This is a genomic window from Micromonospora sp. NPDC048843, assembly GCF_040649965.1.
Lineage (GTDB): Bacteria > Actinomycetota > Actinomycetes > Mycobacteriales > Micromonosporaceae > Micromonospora > Micromonospora hortensis.
This window is the reverse complement of sequence record NZ_JBEZGJ010000006.1, coordinates 14,191-29,831: the sequence shown is the minus strand read 5'-3', so window position 1 is coordinate 29,831 and position 15,641 is coordinate 14,191. Positions and strand designations below refer to the sequence as shown.

At 69.1% G+C, this 15,641-nt stretch carries 12 protein-coding genes; 4 read left to right on the top strand and 8 right to left on the bottom strand.

What is annotated here, in order from left to right; all coding sequences use genetic code 11:
• Positions 1–20 precede the first annotated feature (20 nt).
• The gene (locus AB0C20_RS02805) at positions 21–2,900 is read left to right on the top strand and encodes an AAA family ATPase (protein WP_357567117.1); all 2,880 of its coding nucleotides are present in this window, start codon (positions 21–23) and stop codon (positions 2,898–2,900) included.
• A gap of 56 nt (positions 2,901–2,956) precedes the next feature.
• Here the strand turns inward: AB0C20_RS02805 and AB0C20_RS02800 are convergent, their stop codons facing one another.
• The 4 genes from AB0C20_RS02800 to AB0C20_RS02785 all read right to left on the bottom strand — a co-directional run bounded on the left by AB0C20_RS02800 (position 2,957) and on the right by AB0C20_RS02785 (position 8,870).
• Positions 2,957–6,448, bottom strand: coding sequence for a phosphatidylinositol-specific phospholipase C domain-containing protein (locus tag AB0C20_RS02800; RefSeq protein ID WP_357177956.1), 3,492 nt, complete (start codon positions 6,446–6,448; stop codon positions 2,957–2,959).
• A 254-nt stretch (positions 6,449–6,702) separates the two neighbouring features.
• Positions 6,703–8,145 carry an alpha/beta hydrolase gene (locus AB0C20_RS02795; protein ID WP_357567166.1) on the bottom strand — a complete coding sequence of 481 codons (1,443 nt, stop codon included), beginning with the start codon at positions 8,143–8,145 and terminating at the stop codon, positions 6,703–6,705.
• A gap of 101 nt (positions 8,146–8,246) precedes the next feature.
• The gene (locus AB0C20_RS02790) at positions 8,247–8,528 is read right to left on the bottom strand and encodes a (4Fe-4S)-binding protein (RefSeq protein ID WP_357567115.1); all 282 of its coding nucleotides are present in this window, start codon (positions 8,526–8,528) and stop codon (positions 8,247–8,249) included.
• Between the two features lie 33 nt (positions 8,529–8,561).
• On the bottom strand, positions 8,562–8,870 hold the full coding sequence (locus AB0C20_RS02785; protein WP_196925686.1) for a GNAT family N-acetyltransferase: 309 nt from the start codon (positions 8,868–8,870) through the stop codon (positions 8,562–8,564).
• A gap of 303 nt (positions 8,871–9,173) precedes the next feature.
• On the opposite strand from AB0C20_RS02785, the gene AB0C20_RS02780 reads away from it, so the two are divergent.
• Positions 9,174–10,136, top strand: coding sequence for a LuxR C-terminal-related transcriptional regulator (locus AB0C20_RS02780; RefSeq protein ID WP_357567113.1), 963 nt, complete (start codon positions 9,174–9,176; stop codon positions 10,134–10,136).
• 129 nt (positions 10,137–10,265) lie between these two features.
• On the opposite strand, the gene AB0C20_RS02775 is transcribed toward AB0C20_RS02780, so the two are convergent.
• The gene (locus tag AB0C20_RS02775; protein ID WP_357177969.1) at positions 10,266–11,210 is read right to left on the bottom strand and encodes a DUF5996 family protein; all 945 of its coding nucleotides are present in this window, start codon (positions 11,208–11,210) and stop codon (positions 10,266–10,268) included.
• A 275-nt stretch (positions 11,211–11,485) separates the two neighbouring features.
• Positions 11,486–11,830, bottom strand: a complete 345-nt coding sequence (locus AB0C20_RS02770; protein WP_357177972.1) for a RidA family protein — start codon at positions 11,828–11,830, stop codon at positions 11,486–11,488.
• Between the two features lie 91 nt (positions 11,831–11,921).
• On the opposite strand from AB0C20_RS02770, the gene AB0C20_RS02765 reads away from it, so the two are divergent.
• Complete coding sequence (locus tag AB0C20_RS02765; protein ID WP_357177975.1) at positions 11,922–12,161, top strand: hypothetical protein; 240 nt, start codon at positions 11,922–11,924, stop codon at positions 12,159–12,161.
• 20 nt (positions 12,162–12,181) lie between these two features.
• Positions 12,182–12,625 carry a glycoside hydrolase N-terminal domain-containing protein gene (locus AB0C20_RS02760; RefSeq protein ID WP_357177978.1) on the top strand — a complete coding sequence of 148 codons (444 nt, stop codon included), beginning with the start codon at positions 12,182–12,184 and terminating at the stop codon, positions 12,623–12,625.
• Here the strand turns inward: AB0C20_RS02760 and AB0C20_RS02755 are convergent.
• On the bottom strand, positions 12,564–13,793 hold the full coding sequence (locus AB0C20_RS02755) for a hypothetical protein (protein WP_357567111.1): 1,230 nt from the start codon (positions 13,791–13,793) through the stop codon (positions 12,564–12,566). The two genes, AB0C20_RS02760 and AB0C20_RS02755, sit on opposite strands and share 62 nt — an antisense overlap.
• 214 nt (positions 13,794–14,007) lie before the next feature.
• A complete protein-coding gene (locus AB0C20_RS02750; protein WP_357567109.1) occupies positions 14,008–15,267 on the bottom strand; it encodes a hypothetical protein in 1,260 nt (419 codons plus the stop codon).
• Positions 15,268–15,641 lie beyond the last annotated feature (374 nt).

Below are 15,641 nucleotides of genomic sequence, written 5' to 3'. Positions count from 1 at the left end.
GCCGATGGATCTGAGGCACGATGCTGACGTCCGTTAACTCTCCAGGGTTTCTGATCGGGCGTGGGCCCGAACTCACGGAGCTGTGGGACGCCGTGCAACGGCTGCGTCTCGGCGCCGGCGGCGTGGTCTGGATCGAGGGCGAGCCGGGGATTGGCAAATCATCCCTGATGGCGGCCGCTGCCCACGTTGGCAGAGAGCTGGGCTGCCAGGTGTCCGAGGGTGTCGCCGACCAACTGGCTCATCCGCCACTCCTGGGCGTGCTACTCGACTGCCTGGAGATCAGGCCGCGCTCGACGGATCCCCACCGGGCGCGGATCGCGGAGCTCCTGAGCGACAGGCGATCCGTCCTCGATCTGGCCGACGCCGGTCACGCCGCGGCGGCCGTGGAAATGGTCGTCGCTCTGGTCGACGAACTGTGCACCGCCGGCCCGATGATGCTCCTCGTCGACGACGTGCAGTGGGCCGATGACGCGTCCATCGATGTGTGCCGCCGGCTGGCCTCGGTCGCCGCGTACCTGCCGTTGCTGCTGGTCCTCTCCTACCGTCCCGGCGCTCACCGGTCGACAGTGCGGCGGTTGCGCGCCGTCGCACGCCGGCGGGCCGTGCTCCGCGTCCCGCTCGGTTCCCTCACCCCGGAGTCGGTCCGCGATCTGCTCGCCGCACTCGTGGGCGTGCCACCCGGGGACGGACTCGTCAGGCTCGCCGCTCAGGCGGCCGGCAATCCACTCTTCCTGCGGGAACTGGTCGAGTCACTGGTTCGTGAGGACCTGCTGGACATCGGCGCGCAGGCCGAGGTGCGCGACTCAGCTGCCGGCGTGGTCCCGAGATCGCTGGCCGCGGCCCTGGAAGGCAGGCTGAGTTCCGTCCCGGCCGGTACCGTCGAGTTGATGCGGGCGGCCGCGCTGCTCGGCGGCGAATTCGCGGTCACCGAACTCGCCGCACTGCTCGGCCGTCCGGCGATCGACTTCTCCGCCGACCTCCAGGAGGCGGTGACTGCGGGCATCCTGGTCGAGGCCGGCCCTCGGCTGCGATTCCGGCATCCGTTGCTCCGGCAGGCCCTGTACGACGGGATGCCGGCCGCGTTGCGCGCCGCACTGCACCTCGATGTGGCACGGGCCTTGGAGTCCACCAGCGTCGAACCGCAGCGTGTGGCTCAGCATCTCCTCGCCTCCGGCGTTGTCGGGAACCGCTGGGCGCGACGGTGGCTGGCCGGGGCCGGACCGGTGCTGGCGGGTTGGGCGCCGCATCTCGCGGCCGAGCTGCTCCGTCGCGAGGTGGACCACGACCCGGGTGACGAGGACGTACGGGTGGTGCTCCGCATGAACCTGGCGCGGGTCCTCATCGCCGCCGGCGAGCACGAGGAAGCCGCGCAACGGGTGCGGCAGACCCTGGGGTTGGTCGTCGACCCGGACGACCGGGGGCAGCTCCACTGGATGCTCGCCCGCGCGCTGTGCAGTGGCGGGCACAACGACGCGGCGGTGGCCAACCTGCACCGGGCCCTCGCCGGAGCTGACCTACCCGACGCCTGGCGGGCCCGGCTGCTCGCCTCGCTGGCCATGTTCCAGCGGGCGGGCTCCGGGGACCTGGCGGCGGCGGACGCCACCGCTCGGGACGCGCTCCGCACGGCAGCCGTGGCCGGAGACGCTTTCGCGACGGCGTACGCGCTGACGGGTCTCTGGGCCAGCCATTCCGTGCGACGGCAGCACCGGCTCGCCCTGCACAGCGCGGAGGCGGCGATCGAGGCGTTGAGCTTCGTCGCCGACCACGTCGACCTGAGGGCGTTCGCCCTGCACGGACGGATCTTCTCGCTCCAGAACCTGAGCCGATGGACGGACGCTGAGGCGGCGCTGTGTGAAGCCCGGGACTTTCTCCGCGCGGCCAACCGCATGGACGACACGACCGCCGGGGTGACCGCCGCCGTGTTGCTGTTCTGGCTGGGGCGGTGGGACGACGCCCTGGCCGAACTCGACGCGGTCGCGCAGGACACCTCGACATCGACATACCGTGGGCTGCGCGATGGCGGCCCGGGGCGGCTCTGGCACGGTGTGTCCGCGCTCATCGCTGGCCATCGGGGCGAGCGGGTCAGGGCCGCCGCCCATCTTCGCGCGGGACTCGACCGCCCGGTCGTGACCGTTGCCGATCGGGAAAACCTCGACTTCCTGCTAGTGGCGCGGTCCCTTGCCGCCGAGCAGGACGGCGATCTGCGGATGGCGTTGGACCATTTGGCCGCTCTTCTCGACCGACGGCCAGGGGAGATGACCCTGACCCACCAGTGGCTGCCCCGGTTCGTCCGACTCGCTCTCGCGGTCGACGACCGGTCGGCCGCGGAGGCCGGGGTACGCGCCTGCCTGGCGGAGGCGGCGGCAGAGCAGGTGCCGGCGCGAGCGGCCGCGTCCGCTGATCGGTGTCGCGGCCTGCGCAGCGGCGACCCGGCGACTATTCGTTCCGCCGTGGCGCACTACCGGGCGAGCGGGGTGCCGGTGGAACTCGCCGGGACGCTGGAGGATCTCGCCGTCGTCCTGGCGCAGCGGGGCGACATCGCGCAGGCACGGACCGCCCTGAACGAGGCGATCGACCTGTACGGCACTTTCGGCGCCACCTGGGATATTCGCCGTGCCGAGGCCAGGCTGCGCGGTCGCGGGATTCGTCGTGGGGTACGGGGTGCCCGGAGCAGACGGCCGGGGCACGGCTGGGACGCGTTGACGCCGACCGAGCGCAAGGTCGCCCTGCTTGTCGCGGCGGGTCGTTCCACGCCGGACATCGCACAGAATCTTTTTCTCACCCGCCGGACGGCCCAGACGCACATCTCGCGGATCCTGGCGAAGCTCAACATGCACAGCCGGGTGGAGATCGCGGGGGCGGTGCTGCGCCGGGCCTCGGAGGGCGTCGTCGAGCACTGACCGGTGCTGCGAGGGCGGTGGCATCCGGGCCGGACCTGGATGCCACCGCCTCCGCGTCAGCCGGCCGGGCCGATGAGCCGCCAGGGCTCCAGGTCCGAGTTGGCCCCGGTGCCGGGCACGTTGCCCTGGGTCCACCACTTGGCCTGCCAGACCTTGCCGGCGTACTTCACTGTGGTGTTCTCCACCGACTGGGTCGCCGGGTTGTAGACCTTGCCGGCGTCCCAGGCCGGTGCCGAACACCCGCCCGTCGCCGGGATCACCTTCGCGGCGCCCCGGTTCTGCTCCGGCACCGAGGCGAACGTGGTGCCGCCCAGCTTGACTGTGGTGTTCACCGGCCCGGTGGCCGGGATGTAGTAGATGATCGGCACGTCCAGGCTCTGTCCGGCCGGGATGATCTGGCAGTAGTCCAGGGTGAGGCTGACCCGGTGGAAGGCGCCGGACAGTCCGGTGCCTACGTTGGGGCCGGTGTGCCCGGCCTGCACCTGCCACCGGCCGCCCTGGGCGCCGGTCTGCCAGTTGCCGTCCTTGATCAGCGGGGGTGTCGAGGTCGGCAGGTCGAACGAGATGACGTTGCCCTTGCCGCCGCCGATGGTCACTCCGGTGTTGTTGCTGATCCGGACGGTCGGGGTCAGCGGCCATAGACTCGCCGTGTCGGTCGGGTAGCGGATCAGGTCGACTGTCACGTCGAGGGCCAGTGCCGGACGCTGCACCGAACTGCCGGCGCTGCGGCTGTCGCCGTACGCGGCGGCGCCCTGGAGCCGTTCGTGCAGCCGGTTGGTCAGGCTGTAGCCCATCACACAGGGGTTGTCGGCGGTCGCCTCGGCCGGGCACTCGTAGTCACCGGAGAGTTCCCACATCATCACGCCACCCGCGCCCTTGCGGTTGACGTAGTCGACGACCTGGTCCAAGGCCTCGGTGTCCTGGATGGAGAGATAGGTCTTCTTCTCTGGGTTCCACAGCCACGCGGTACGGGTCGTCGCGTCCCAGTGCCGGTCGTACGTGCCGGTGCGCCGATCGTTCGGGTCGCTGTCCGGCGTGAGGCCGACCGCCTTCGCGTAACGGGGGGTGAGGTCGCGTTCCAGGTTCTTGGCGTGCCACATCGGGTTGACCCCGGCGCCGACCTCCTGACCGCTGGCGTCGAGGTCGTGCCAGATGTTGTCGATGCCGAGCGCGCCGTTGCCGCACGGACGTACCAGGCCGGTACCCGGCTGACAGTTGCTGCCGACGGATCTGCCCCACATCCCGTTGCTGCCACCTGTGACGTTGCGCCAACCCCGGGTGTAGTACGGGATGCCGATGTTGATCCGCCCGGCCTGCATCGCGCCGCGCAGGTGGTGGAAGGCCCAGTCGGTGTTGAAGTAGCCGATCTTCTGATATTCCGGCGTGGAGTACAGGTCGCTCAGCTCCGGGTCCTTGCCGTCGTCGTGCAGGGCGGCGTTCGGACCGACCACGTCGTTCCAGGAGCCGTGGTAGTCGTACGCCATGAGGTTGGTGTAGTCCTGGTAGCGCAGCGCCTTCTGGTTCTCCATGCCCCGGACCAGGTAGCCGGAGGCCGACGTGGCGGAGGTGAGCAGGTGGTAGCGACCGTTGGTGGCAGACGCCCGGTCCAACTTCTCCCGCAACGTCTTCATGAGGGCCGTGTACGAGGTCGGCAGTCCCTTGCGGCGGGAGCGAGCATCGTTCCAGTCGTTCGGGTTGCCGGTGTCGTCCAGCACGGTCGGGTACTCGAAGTCGATGTCGACGCCGTCGAAGCCGTACCGGCCAAGGAAGTCGACCACCGAGTCGGAGAACGTGTTGATCCCGGCCTGGTTGGTCGTACCGTCGGCGTTTGTGGTCATGCCGTAGAAGCCACGGCTCTCCGCCCAGCCGCCCACCGAGATCAGCGTCTTCACCCGGGGGTGCTGACGCTTGTAGGTGGTCAACAGGTTGAAGTGCCCCCGGTACGGCAGGCTCTGGTCCATCTCGGTGCCGGGAACGTTCCAGGTCATGCCGGTTGCCGGGTTGTTCGGGCCATCCGCTCCGACCGAGATCCGGTTGTTCTCGACTCGGGCGAAGGCGTAGTTGATGTGGGTCAGCTTTGACCACGGCATGTTCTTGACCAGGTAGGAGGGCTTGCCGTCGGCCCCGGTACGGCTGCCGTTGAAGTAGCCGATCACCCGACGACTCCGGCCCTGGCCGAGCCACTCCCGGCCGTCGCCCTGGTAGACCCGGCAGTAGGGGGTGCTGGTGCCGGCGGTCGGGATCATGCCGTCCGGGCGGCACTGCGCGTGGTCCGTCGGCACCACCGGTCGGGTGCCTCCGTTGTCACCGCCGGCATGCTGCTCCATCGGGTCGCCGGCCCCGCCGTTGCGACTGCCGCCGGCCCGACCGGCGGGATTGCGGGCGACGATCTCGTCGATCAGCTTTCCGCCCGGGAAGTCCATCATCACGATGCCGAGCCGGTCCATGGTCTGGCGTCCACCGAAGTTGCCCGCCCGGTTCGGGTAGAACTCCGGGCACCTGTCGTTGCTGGCCCGCAGGCACTGGATGAGGAACTCGTTGACCCCGGTCGCCGTCGGGGTGCCACCGGCGACCGTGTACGGGTGGGCCAGGCCACCCGTGCCGCTGGTGAAGTTCATGTAGAGCGAGCCCGGCTCGTGGTCGTGTCGGGTCTGCTCGCCACGGTTGGCGTCCCACACCCCGTTGGTCTTGCGCAGGTGCGTCCGAACACTCTCCCACTTGTCGTCGATGTCGCTGACCTGGGTGACGGTGAAGTTGTCCTGCACGTAGCCCTCGTAGGAGCCGCCGGCGGGGTAGAGCTGCCCGATGCCGTAGCCGCCGTAGATGCCGCCGGCCGGTCCGCGGAACCCGAGCAGGACGATCTTCCCGCGTACGGCGCCGAGGGTCGGCGTGGTCGTCTGCTCGACACCGTTGACGGAGTTGCTCCAGAACAGGCTTCCCCAGGCTCTGCCCTGCCTCGTCTCGTCACCGTTGCCGGTGTGGTAGCGGCCGGTGAGGTACGAGTCGAACACCTTCCGGCGCCACTCGGTGCTGTCGTAGCCCTCCGCGTCGGCGCAACTTCCATCGCTGCCCAGGCACTCGGCCTTGAGGTTCAGCAGCACCGTCTCGGTCGGGTTCGCCCGCAGGAACGTCTCGATCTTCGTGAGCACGTCGGTGAAGTTGGCCCACTGGTAGTAGACACCGTGGTGGACGGTGAACGTCAGTCCGGCGTCGCCCCTGTCCACCCGGACCCTGATGTCGATCGACCGGATGCCGGCGTCCAGTTGGGTGGCCAGGGTCTCCGCGCTGTACCCGTGGCGTTCCTGCGTCTGGGTGAGGCTCGTCGAGATGAATTCGCAGTCGCCGTTGCCCGCCGACTGGCCGCAGAGCGCGAGGGTGTCGTGGGTGCCGGGAATCGACAGGTCGGCCAGGCTGGCGTCGTCCGACACCCGTGCCATCCAGTCCCGGTTCGCCTCGGCGGCGGATTCGATGCTGCCGTAGTGGTCGTTGGCGAAGGCCGGCGTGGCCGGACCGGCGACAGCTGTCGCGGTCGTCGCGACCAGGGTCATGACGAGCAGGGCGATCGCTGGCCTGGGCTGTCGGGAGCGCCGTGGCCACCGGAGAACCGGCTTCTTCGCCGGACCCGGTGGGGCGGATGCTGAGTGTGTCGTCGGCATGGCAGACCTCCGGCAGGCGTGATCGCGCGTGCGAGCACGCATCGATGGAACTACCCGCAGTCTTGGTGCCGCGCCGCGTCGAGACATCTGTCAGATGACGACGATCTACGCCGCCGGTGCCCGCCGAGGGCAGTAGGTTCCGTCGCTCAGCCGGCCTCGGCCGCACACGTGATGTCGTGCCGCGGACGCTGGCCGGTGGTGAGGAAGGCCGTCGCCGTGTTGTTGGCGCACATGTTCTTGGCGAAGAGCAGGTAGGCACCGTGGCCACCCTGGTCCACCGTCACCATCCGCGCCCGGTCACCGAACGCGTTCCTGAGTTCGCGGGCGCCGACCAGCGGGGTCCCGGGGTCGCGAAGGTTCTGCACCATCAGCACGTTCGACGGCCCTCGGTCACCAATTCGCACCGGCCGCTCGACCGGGGACGGCCAGAATGCGCACGGACCGATATTGGCCGCGGCGGCACCGACCATCGGGTACTTGACCCGGTGGACCGCGACGGCCCGCTGATAATCGCGGACGGAACTCGGCCACTTCGAATCGCCGCAGATGACATGCAGGCGGCCGGAGACGGCGTTGTCGATATTCGCGGGCGGCGGCTCGGGCGGCATCGACTCGTTCGTGTCGAGCGCTTTCCACACTGCAGCCAGGGTGGGCATGCTCACGTCGCTGTAGAGGTGGTCGAACGTGATCCCCCGGAACAACGAACCGTCCACGCCCTGCACCGGTGACTTCTCCAGCCGCGCGGCGAGGTCGAAGAACTTCGCGCGCACCTGCTTCGGCGTCGTGCCCAGTCCGTACTGGGGATTGGCGGCGGCGAACGTCGCGAAGTCCGGGAACCGGTCCTCCAGGCCGCGGCCGAGCCGTCGCATGGCGGTGAGGTCGTAACCACCGGGGCCGAGGTTGCTGTCGAGCACGAACCGGTCACTGTGCTGGGGGAACATCGTCGTGTAGACCGCACCGAGGTAGGTGCCGTACGACACACCGAGGTAAGAGATCTTCGGCTCGCCCAGCGCTTCCCGAATGCGGTCCATGTCCCGTGCGGTGTTCGCGGTGGTGATGTGGGGCAGCAGCGCGGCCGTCTCCGATGTCGCACACTGCCGGGCCATCGCCTTCGCGATCTCGGCGTCCTTCCGTACGCCGGCCGCGTCAGCCGGGTACCAAAGGTTGCGCCGGGCGATCTGCTCCGGCGTCACGTCACAGGTCACCGGCGAGCTGTGGCCCACACCGCGCGGGTCGAATCCGATCACGTCGTACTGGTCCTGGACGCTGCGCGGCAGCGGCTGCGGCGACAGATTGCCGGCGAGCAGGCCCGGGTAGATCAGTCCCCCGGCGCCGGGACCGCCCGGGTTGGTTACCAACACGCCCCGGCGCCGCGACGGGTCCTTGCTCGGCAGACGGGAGACCGCCACGTCAAGCTGCCGCCCCTGCGGCTTCCGATAGTCCAGGGGAACCTGGACCGTCGTGCATTCCAGTCCGGGCAGCGCGCTGTCGGCGGGGCACGGACCCCACTTCAACCCGCTTTGCGCCGTCGCTTGGGAAGCCCCCAGAACCGACACCAGCGACATCGCCGCGACCGCCGAAACGAGCACGACCGACAAGGTTTTTCGCATCTGACTCCCCTACTCAAGACTTGCCGCACCAGTGAAAACCCTGTCGCCGCCACACGGTCGAGGCAGTGTCCGCGCACGATCTACTGTCCGGCGGAGTCGCCCGTGATCCGCGTGGGCGGATCCGGGGTCTCCGCCCCACCGTCGACGAGTTCGTACTGCAACGCTCCGGAGGGACAGCGCCGGATCACTTCGGCCAAGCGCTCGGCCTCGGCAGCGTCGGGTCGGATCCACGGGCGCTGGCCCGGGTCGAAGACCTCCGGCAAGCTGCGGACGCACTCGGCGGCATGCAGGCAACGCGTGGCCTGAAAGGTCACGGTGATCGACTGGCCCTCGTATGCCTTCTTCGCGGTTCCGCTGCTCATACCGACCTCCATCTCGCTGACTTGCCCTGCTGTTCAGTCGCTGACTCTGCTGCGGGACTGGTACACCAGGTCCTGGTACTCGGGGTGCCGGGCGATCCACCCCGCGAAGAATGGGCAGGTGGGCAGGACCAGCAGGCCCGCGGCGCGGGCCTCGTCGAGGCCGGTGCGGGCCAGGGCCGCCCCAACTCCCCTGCCCTCGTACTCCGACGAGACCTCGGTGTGTACGAACGCGATGAGTTCCGTGGTGCGGATGTACTGCGCGATACCCGCGACCTTGGACTCTCCCTCGAACCGAGCCTCGTACTGTTTGGCCTCGGGGGCATCTTTCACATTCACTACCATGTGTCCTCCATCAGATTCATGTCCGATACGGGGCCGACCGGCGCGGCGGTCACCACCCCAGTGTTCGGCGCTCACCCGGCTACGAACAGTGACACCAGGTCACCAGCGATCGTGACACCGCGTCACTGACGCCTCGGGCGCGTCCACGCTGTCATGGAGGGACGCGCTCGTCGTGGTCCAGCAGGACACGTGCGTGCAACACCGCAAGCGGCACGGCTGCCGCGTCCAACGGCCAGACCGATTTCGTCCGCTGGCCGCGATGGGCCGTGCTCGCATCACGGCCAGGCGACACTGGGGTGAGACATGGAACTGTTCGGACGGCACGCCGAGACCGCGGCGCTGGACCGGCTGCTGGATCGGGCGGCGGATCGCGCGGGTTCCGGGCTCGTGCTGTGGGGTGAGCCGGGCATCGGCAAGACCACACTGCTCGAGTACGCCGTCAGTGCGGCATCCGACGCGACGGTGCTGCGGTGTCGGGGCACCCGGATGCTGCGGGTCTCGGTGCCGCGTGGGGTGCGAGCGCTCAGCGCATCGGCGTACTGGCTTCGTGGACGGGCAGCGCTGTTCGACGGCCGTCCACAGAAGGCGCTGAGTGACCTGCTGTGCCTCGTCGAGTCCGGCCACGAGGCATCCCACGCCACCATCGCGCTGCTCGCCGCCGTGGACACCGTCGAAGCGGCGGTGCAGGTCGGCAGCAGCGACGTCGCCGTGGCTCAGGTCGCCATGGTGCAGGAGTGGGCGCAGCGTACGGGTGCGACCTGGGCCCACACAGCCAGCCACCGTCTCCGGGCCCTCGTCCAGGGCGGATCGGCGGCCGAGGTCTCGTTCCGAGCCGCCCTGGACGTCGCGGGGGCGGGGGCGCATTCGTTCGAGTACGCCCGCACTCGGCTGCTCTACGGGGAGTGGCTGCGGCGGGCACGCCGCCGGGCCGACGCCAGTACTCAGCTCGCCGCAGCCGCCGAGACCTTTGACCGCCTGGGCGCGGACCCACTGCGGGTGCGGGCGCTACGCGAGCAGGCCCTGACCGACCCGGGCGGCACCCCCCGCGTAGCCGATCCTCCGACAGCAGCCGGGCTGACCGCGCAGGAGCTCCGGGTCGCGCAGCTAGCCGCGGACCGTCTGACCAATCGGGAGATCGCGGCGCAGCTGCTCATCAGCCCCCGCACGCTCGGCCACCACCTGGCCAACGTCTACCCCAAGCTGGGCATCACCTCCCGTAGGCAGCTGGCCAGGATCGACTTCGCTGGAGACCTACGGCTCAGCTAGGGCCTGTGTCGAAGTCCTCGGTCGAGCCGAGGCACAGTCCGGCCAGGGGCTTTGACACGGGCCCTAGACGCCCACGGGCGCACGACCGGTCCGCCCGTGCGCCCATTGATGCCGCGCCAGTCTCTGTCGTCACGATGCAGATTTTCGGTCCCAGCGAGATGGGTTGTCCTCCAGCGCGGAGCGGTCCCAGCGCCCGAGGTCCGCGGCGGCCTCGTAGGTGGTGCGGAGGAACTCGGCGACCGCGCGGTCCGGGTCCGGTGCCGCGCGTACGACCTCGTAGGGCAGGAGGAACTGCTGGAATTCGCTGCTGAAGTACGCGCCTTCGGGGCCGATCCGTTGCTCGGCGAACCCGTCGGGTGCGGGGTAGGCGTACGAGTAGAAGGCACCTTCCTCACCGCCGCCGGGCCAGAACCCGCAGCTGGACAGCTCGCGGGAGTAGCCCTCGACCATGACCCAGTCCCCGCAGTTGGGCACGCCCCCCGGGTGCGGCGGGGCCGACCGGCCGGAGAAGCGGGTGCAGGCGAGGTCCATCCCGCCCCAGAAGAAGTGCACCGGGCTGACCTTGCCCACGAAGTGTGAGCGGAACTCGCCCATCACCCGGTTCGCCTGCAACAGCTGTCGCCAGAACAGGGCGGCCGACTCACCGTCGTAGGAGGCGTGCTGGTGGTCCTCGGCGAACGGGATCGCCGGGTCGACCTCGTTGGGGCGCGGCCGGATCGGTGCCTCGATCCCGAGCTCGTCGAGCATGGCCATGACCCGCGAGTAGAACTCGGCGACCGGCATCGGCCGGAGCGGGAGGCTCTGCGCGCCGCCGTCGCTGGTGCGAATGTCGAGCCGATGATCGATGAAGTCGAACTCGATCTCGAAGGCTCCCGTGCCGTACGGGATGGCGGATGTCGTCAACCCGCGCGGGCTCACGTACAGGGTCACCTGCCACCAGTGGTTGAGAAACGGAGCGTGCGCCATGCGGATCTTGCCCACGATCTGGGTCCACATGTGCAGGGTGTCGCGAGTGGCGGTCCAGTCCGAGACCCGCAGGCTCGGCCAGCTCGTCGTCGTTGCCAGGCTTGTCATCGCTTCTCACATCCTTGGCGCTGTCACGAGAGGGTGACGGTCGCCGTGCTCGGGTGCTCGGGTGCTCGGTTCGGCCGGCCGCGCCCGTTGAGCGCACCCCGTGCGCAGGCGCGTCCGGTTGGGTTCTAGGTAACGAGTGTCGGACGCTACGGCCGGCACCGGATCGGCCGGTCAATCGGTCGGTTCCGGCGGTGCTACGTGAGGGATTCGTTGGCCAGTGCTCCTGGCCCCCAGGACAGCATGCCTGACCAGCTCGGACCAGGTTGACGATCGAGCTAGCGCGGCAGGTTGAGCAGCGCGACCGCGCCGATCTCGACGACCTGGCCCGGGAGCGCCAGTTCCACGGCCCCGAAGGTCGTGCTCGTCGGCCGGTGGTCACCGAAGTAGGCGCTGTGCGCGGCGGCGGCCGAGCCGAAGTTCTCCCGCCGGTTGGTGAGGATCACGGTGGTCCGAATGACCTGACGGCGCGTCGCACCGAAGTGCTCCAGCAAGCGGTCGAGGTGGGCGAACGTCATCTCGCACTGCTTGTGGATGTCGTTCTCACCCACGATGCCCTGGTCGTCGTGCGAGAGTTGGCCCGGAGACGTAGACCGTGTCGCCGACCCGGAGCGCCACCCCACGAGTGTCGGACGCTGCGGCGTAGCCCAGACCCCACGGGCTGCGGGCGATATGACGCACAACCTTCAGCCTCGGTGTCGAAGGGGACTCCTGATGACGGACCTGCCCGTGAACCGGAGGCGCCTGCTCGCCACCGCCGCTTTGACCACCGGCTCGGCGGTCCTGATCCCGGCCGTGGGCGCCGGACGGGCCACCGCCGCCGCGCCTCACGTCACCCTGCCCGAGCGCGGGATCCACGACGCGAGGGCGGCGACAACCTGGACGGACGGGTTCCTCACCGGCAACGGTGAGTACGGCGCGGTCCGGTACGGAACGCCGCCCTCGAGAAGGTGATTTTCGATAACCATCGTTTCGTGCTGCCCAACGGGAGCCGGGGTGTCACCTCGCCGGTACTCCAGGGGCGGCTGGCCGACGCGCGGGACAAGGCGCTGGCCGGGAACTACGGCGGAGCCAACACGGATTTCGCGGCCGGCTGGAGCCTGCGCTGGACCCAGACCTACCACCCCGGCTTCGAGTTGCAGATCAGCACGCCCGGCATGACCACGGCCAACGGGTACGCCCGCATCACCGACTTCCGGACCGGAGAGGTCACCTCCACCTGGACCGACAGCAACGGCACCTGGACCCGGCGCGCCTTCGCCTCCCGAGCCGACAACGTCGTCGTACACGAACTGACCCCGGCCCCAAGGCACCGGTACGCGGGCGGCACGCTCGCCGCCCGCGTACCGGACCGGGTCAGTTGCCGCCGATCACCACGACGGCATCCGTGGCCGCCTCGACGCGGTGGATGGGCGTGAAGTCCGCCCGGCTCGAGCTGTTGCTACAGGTGATGATGCCCTCGGCGGTGAGGTCGTTCGTCGCCGAGGTGGCGGTGTTCCATCGCGTGACCGGTCCGCCCGAGTCGCCACCGAGCACCGGACCGTCGCTCGGGTGCCCGGTGACCGTGTCGACGACAACCGTCGGCGTGCCGTTGCAGTCGGTGTTGTTGGTGTCCCGGACCAGGCCGTACACCAGACCACCGTTGGCACCGGACAGGTAGACCGCCGACCCGATGGCGGGCCATCCGGTCAACTTCGCCGTCACCGGGTGTGACGTGCTGGTGTCCCGCCCACCGAACCAGGAGTGCCGGCTGAAGTAGGCGCCGTTCTCCCCCGCCAGCATGGCGACGTCCGTGCCCAGGCTGTAGTAGTTCGAGCTGACCCGCAGGTTCCAGCCGCCGTGCCAGAAGTTGCGCTGGTTCGGGCCGCAGTGTCCGGCGGTGGTCACCCAGTTGCTGTTGGTCCCGCCGCGGGTCATCCGGAATCCGGTCGTGCAGAATGCGTCCGCGGTACGGGCGTTTCCGGGAACGCTGTTGAACAGTGCCAGCCCACCGTAGTAGGGGACGCTGTCGACCCGGCGGCTCGCCTCGACAGTTCCGGTCTTCGATAGGGACACCCTCGGAGTCAGGGAGGTGGCCTTGACCGCCGCCGCGACGAGGGCCTCGGCGTCGCCGGAGGCGTCGATGACAATCTGCGGTGTCAGGCGGTCCAGCCATACCTGGTGCACACTCCCGGCGCTGCCGCCGGCCCAGGCCCGGGAACTCTTCAACGCCTTCGTGGCGGTCTCCAGCCGCCGCATCGACACCGTCGTGGTCTCGAACCGGACCGGCACCTCGCCCGCCTGTCGCGAGCGTGCCGCCACCTCGGCCCGCAGTCGCGCGCCGTCGGCGTTCGCCACCTGCCGGACGACCAGTTGCCCGGTCTTCTCGTCGAAGTACGTGCCGCCCGAGCCCTCCGGACTTCCGGCGGCAATGGCTTCCAGGTGGTGGAACTGCCGGTTCATCGCGTCGACGTCGACGGCCGGGGCGAAACCGGCGAGCGACGGTTGTGCGGCCGCTCGGTCCGGGGACACCGCTGCCTGGGCTGCGGACGTCGTACCCGCGACCGCTACGAGTACACAACTCACAAACACCATGCGTCTACGCACGGAACCTCCTCTTGGGGCGATGGGCTCGATGCCGCTACCTTCGCGCGGGATGCCCGCAGTCCCCTTGCAATCCGCCTGCAGTCCGCCTACCGCCGGATCGCGGTGGCCCCACCTCGGCCTACGGAACGCACGAATGCGGGCCCCTCCCGTGGAGGGCCCGCATCCTTTCCATGTCCTCTTTGACGGGCGGTCGGGCAGCCGGGGCCGGCGACGGTCAGAAGATGTTCATGGCGATGCCGTTCGTCAATGAGGTCGTGCTCTGGACCCCGTCGATCTTGATCGGATTACCGGAGACGTGTTTCACGAAGATCCGCATGATGAAGGTCCGGGTTCCGCAGGTCGGGTCGATCGGCACGCCGGTGAGGGCGAAGTTCGCGACGTAGTGGTGGGCGTCGTCGCGAATCGTCTTGCGCGAGGTTGCGGTGCTCGTCGTGCGGCAGGTGTGGGCGGTCCGGTCGAGTTGGATGAACTCGAAACGCACGTCGACCACCGCATTCGTCCCGCGCGGCTGCTCGTACGCGTCGATGGCGCTCTTGCATGACGCGGTGCCCGTGTAGCAGGTGGTCAGTTCCAGCGTCGCCAGCGCCTGAGCCGAGGTCGCATTGGCGGCGGCGTTCCATTTGTGCACGGGGGTGCCGTCGTCGTAGAACACCCAGGCCGTAGACGTACCGGCGCCGACGTAAGTACAGGTGCTCGACGTGCCGGTGCTGCTGCACGCCGGGTTCTGCCACCACCGCGCACCCACCTGGCTGGTGTCGCTCACCTCCAGCCAGGTGTCTGTCGCGACGGCGGTCAGGTAGTAGCCGTCGAGCGAGGTGGAGGCCGTGTACCCGTACATGCCGCAGGTGTAGGTGCCCGCCGATGGCGCGGTGAAGAGCAGGTCGGCGTAGATCGGCAGGTGCCCAGGCTTGGCGTAATAGGTGGTGTCCGAGCCCTCGTGGTTCCGCGACGACGTTGATGTGGTGCCGACGACTGCGCCGGCTGGGTTCACACACTTCAGGGTGTTGTTCATCGACACGATCTGCTGCACGCTGCTGGTCGCCTGGAGGCGTCCGCGCACGTGCCGGGATTCACCGGCCGCGAGGGTGACCGTCCTGCTCAGCAGACGCTCCTCGACCCGCGAGTGGAAACTGTTCGCGCTGGTCAGCGTCACCCGGGTCACGGGCCCGTCGTCGGCATGCGCGACTGTCGCCGCGGACATGACGACTGACAGAACAGTCAAGACCAGGCTGAGGATTTTCCGCACGTATCGGCTCCTGCCAGTTGATGGGCCAGTCCGACCACTGTCACGTGACGCGCTTGCAGAACCCATGCACTCGTCCGGCTCGGCTCGCAAATCGACCTCGACCAGGGAGGACGGGCGACAGCGCAGGCGCGACGTAGTGAGCATCCCGATCCTTCTGAAGCGCGCCCCGTCCCATAGGTGCCCGGCCGAGCGGGAGAGGGAGTCGTCAAGGAGGGCCTGAAGCTCCATTGAGCTCATCCGGGGTTTCGCGCAAAGAGCTAGACGCCGCAGGGGCGTCGGATCGCGCCTTCACCTCGTCAGCAGACAACCGATATCCAACTAGGGCCTGTTTCATAAGGGCGGTCGAGCCGAGGCGGAGTCCGGGCCGCGATCCGGCAAGGCGCGGTGTTCGGATCTGATCATTGCGGCAGGCTATGGCCGCTGACGACCACGGTCTGGCCGGATTCTGCTGCGAGTTCGGCATCGTCTGGTCCTACGGCGACTGCGGACTGCGGTCTCTTGTCTGTGACGACGAGCTATTCGCGCTGTCGGCGTCGTTGCCACTCGCATCGGCCAACGTTTGCGCTGATGGTGGCAGCAACGGCAGCTGCACTGCTGTATCG

Excerpts from the sequence above, each read along its gene's own strand:
- AB0C20_RS02750 (WP_357567109.1), bottom strand. The coding sequence starts at position 15,267 with ATGGAGCTTCAGGCCCTCCTTGACGACTCCCTCTCCCGCTCGGCCGGG.
- AB0C20_RS02800 (WP_357177956.1), bottom strand. The coding sequence starts at position 6,448 with ATGACCCTGGTCGCGACGACCGCGACAGCTGTCGCCGGTCCGGCCACG.
- AB0C20_RS02790 (WP_357567115.1), bottom strand. The coding sequence starts at position 8,528 with ATGAGCAGCGGAACCGCGAAGAAGGCATACGAGGGCCAGTCGATCACC.
- AB0C20_RS02780 (WP_357567113.1), top strand. The coding sequence starts at position 9,174 with ATGGAACTGTTCGGACGGCACGCCGAGACCGCGGCGCTGGACCGGCTG.
- AB0C20_RS02805 (WP_357567117.1), top strand. The coding sequence starts at position 21 with ATGCTGACGTCCGTTAACTCTCCAGGGTTTCTGATCGGGCGTGGGCCC.
- AB0C20_RS02785 (WP_196925686.1), bottom strand. The coding sequence starts at position 8,870 with ATGGTAGTGAATGTGAAAGATGCCCCCGAGGCCAAACAGTACGAGGCT.
- AB0C20_RS02775 (WP_357177969.1), bottom strand. The coding sequence starts at position 11,210 with ATGACAAGCCTGGCAACGACGACGAGCTGGCCGAGCCTGCGGGTCTCG.
- AB0C20_RS02765 (WP_357177975.1), top strand. The coding sequence starts at position 11,922 with ATGACGGACCTGCCCGTGAACCGGAGGCGCCTGCTCGCCACCGCCGCT.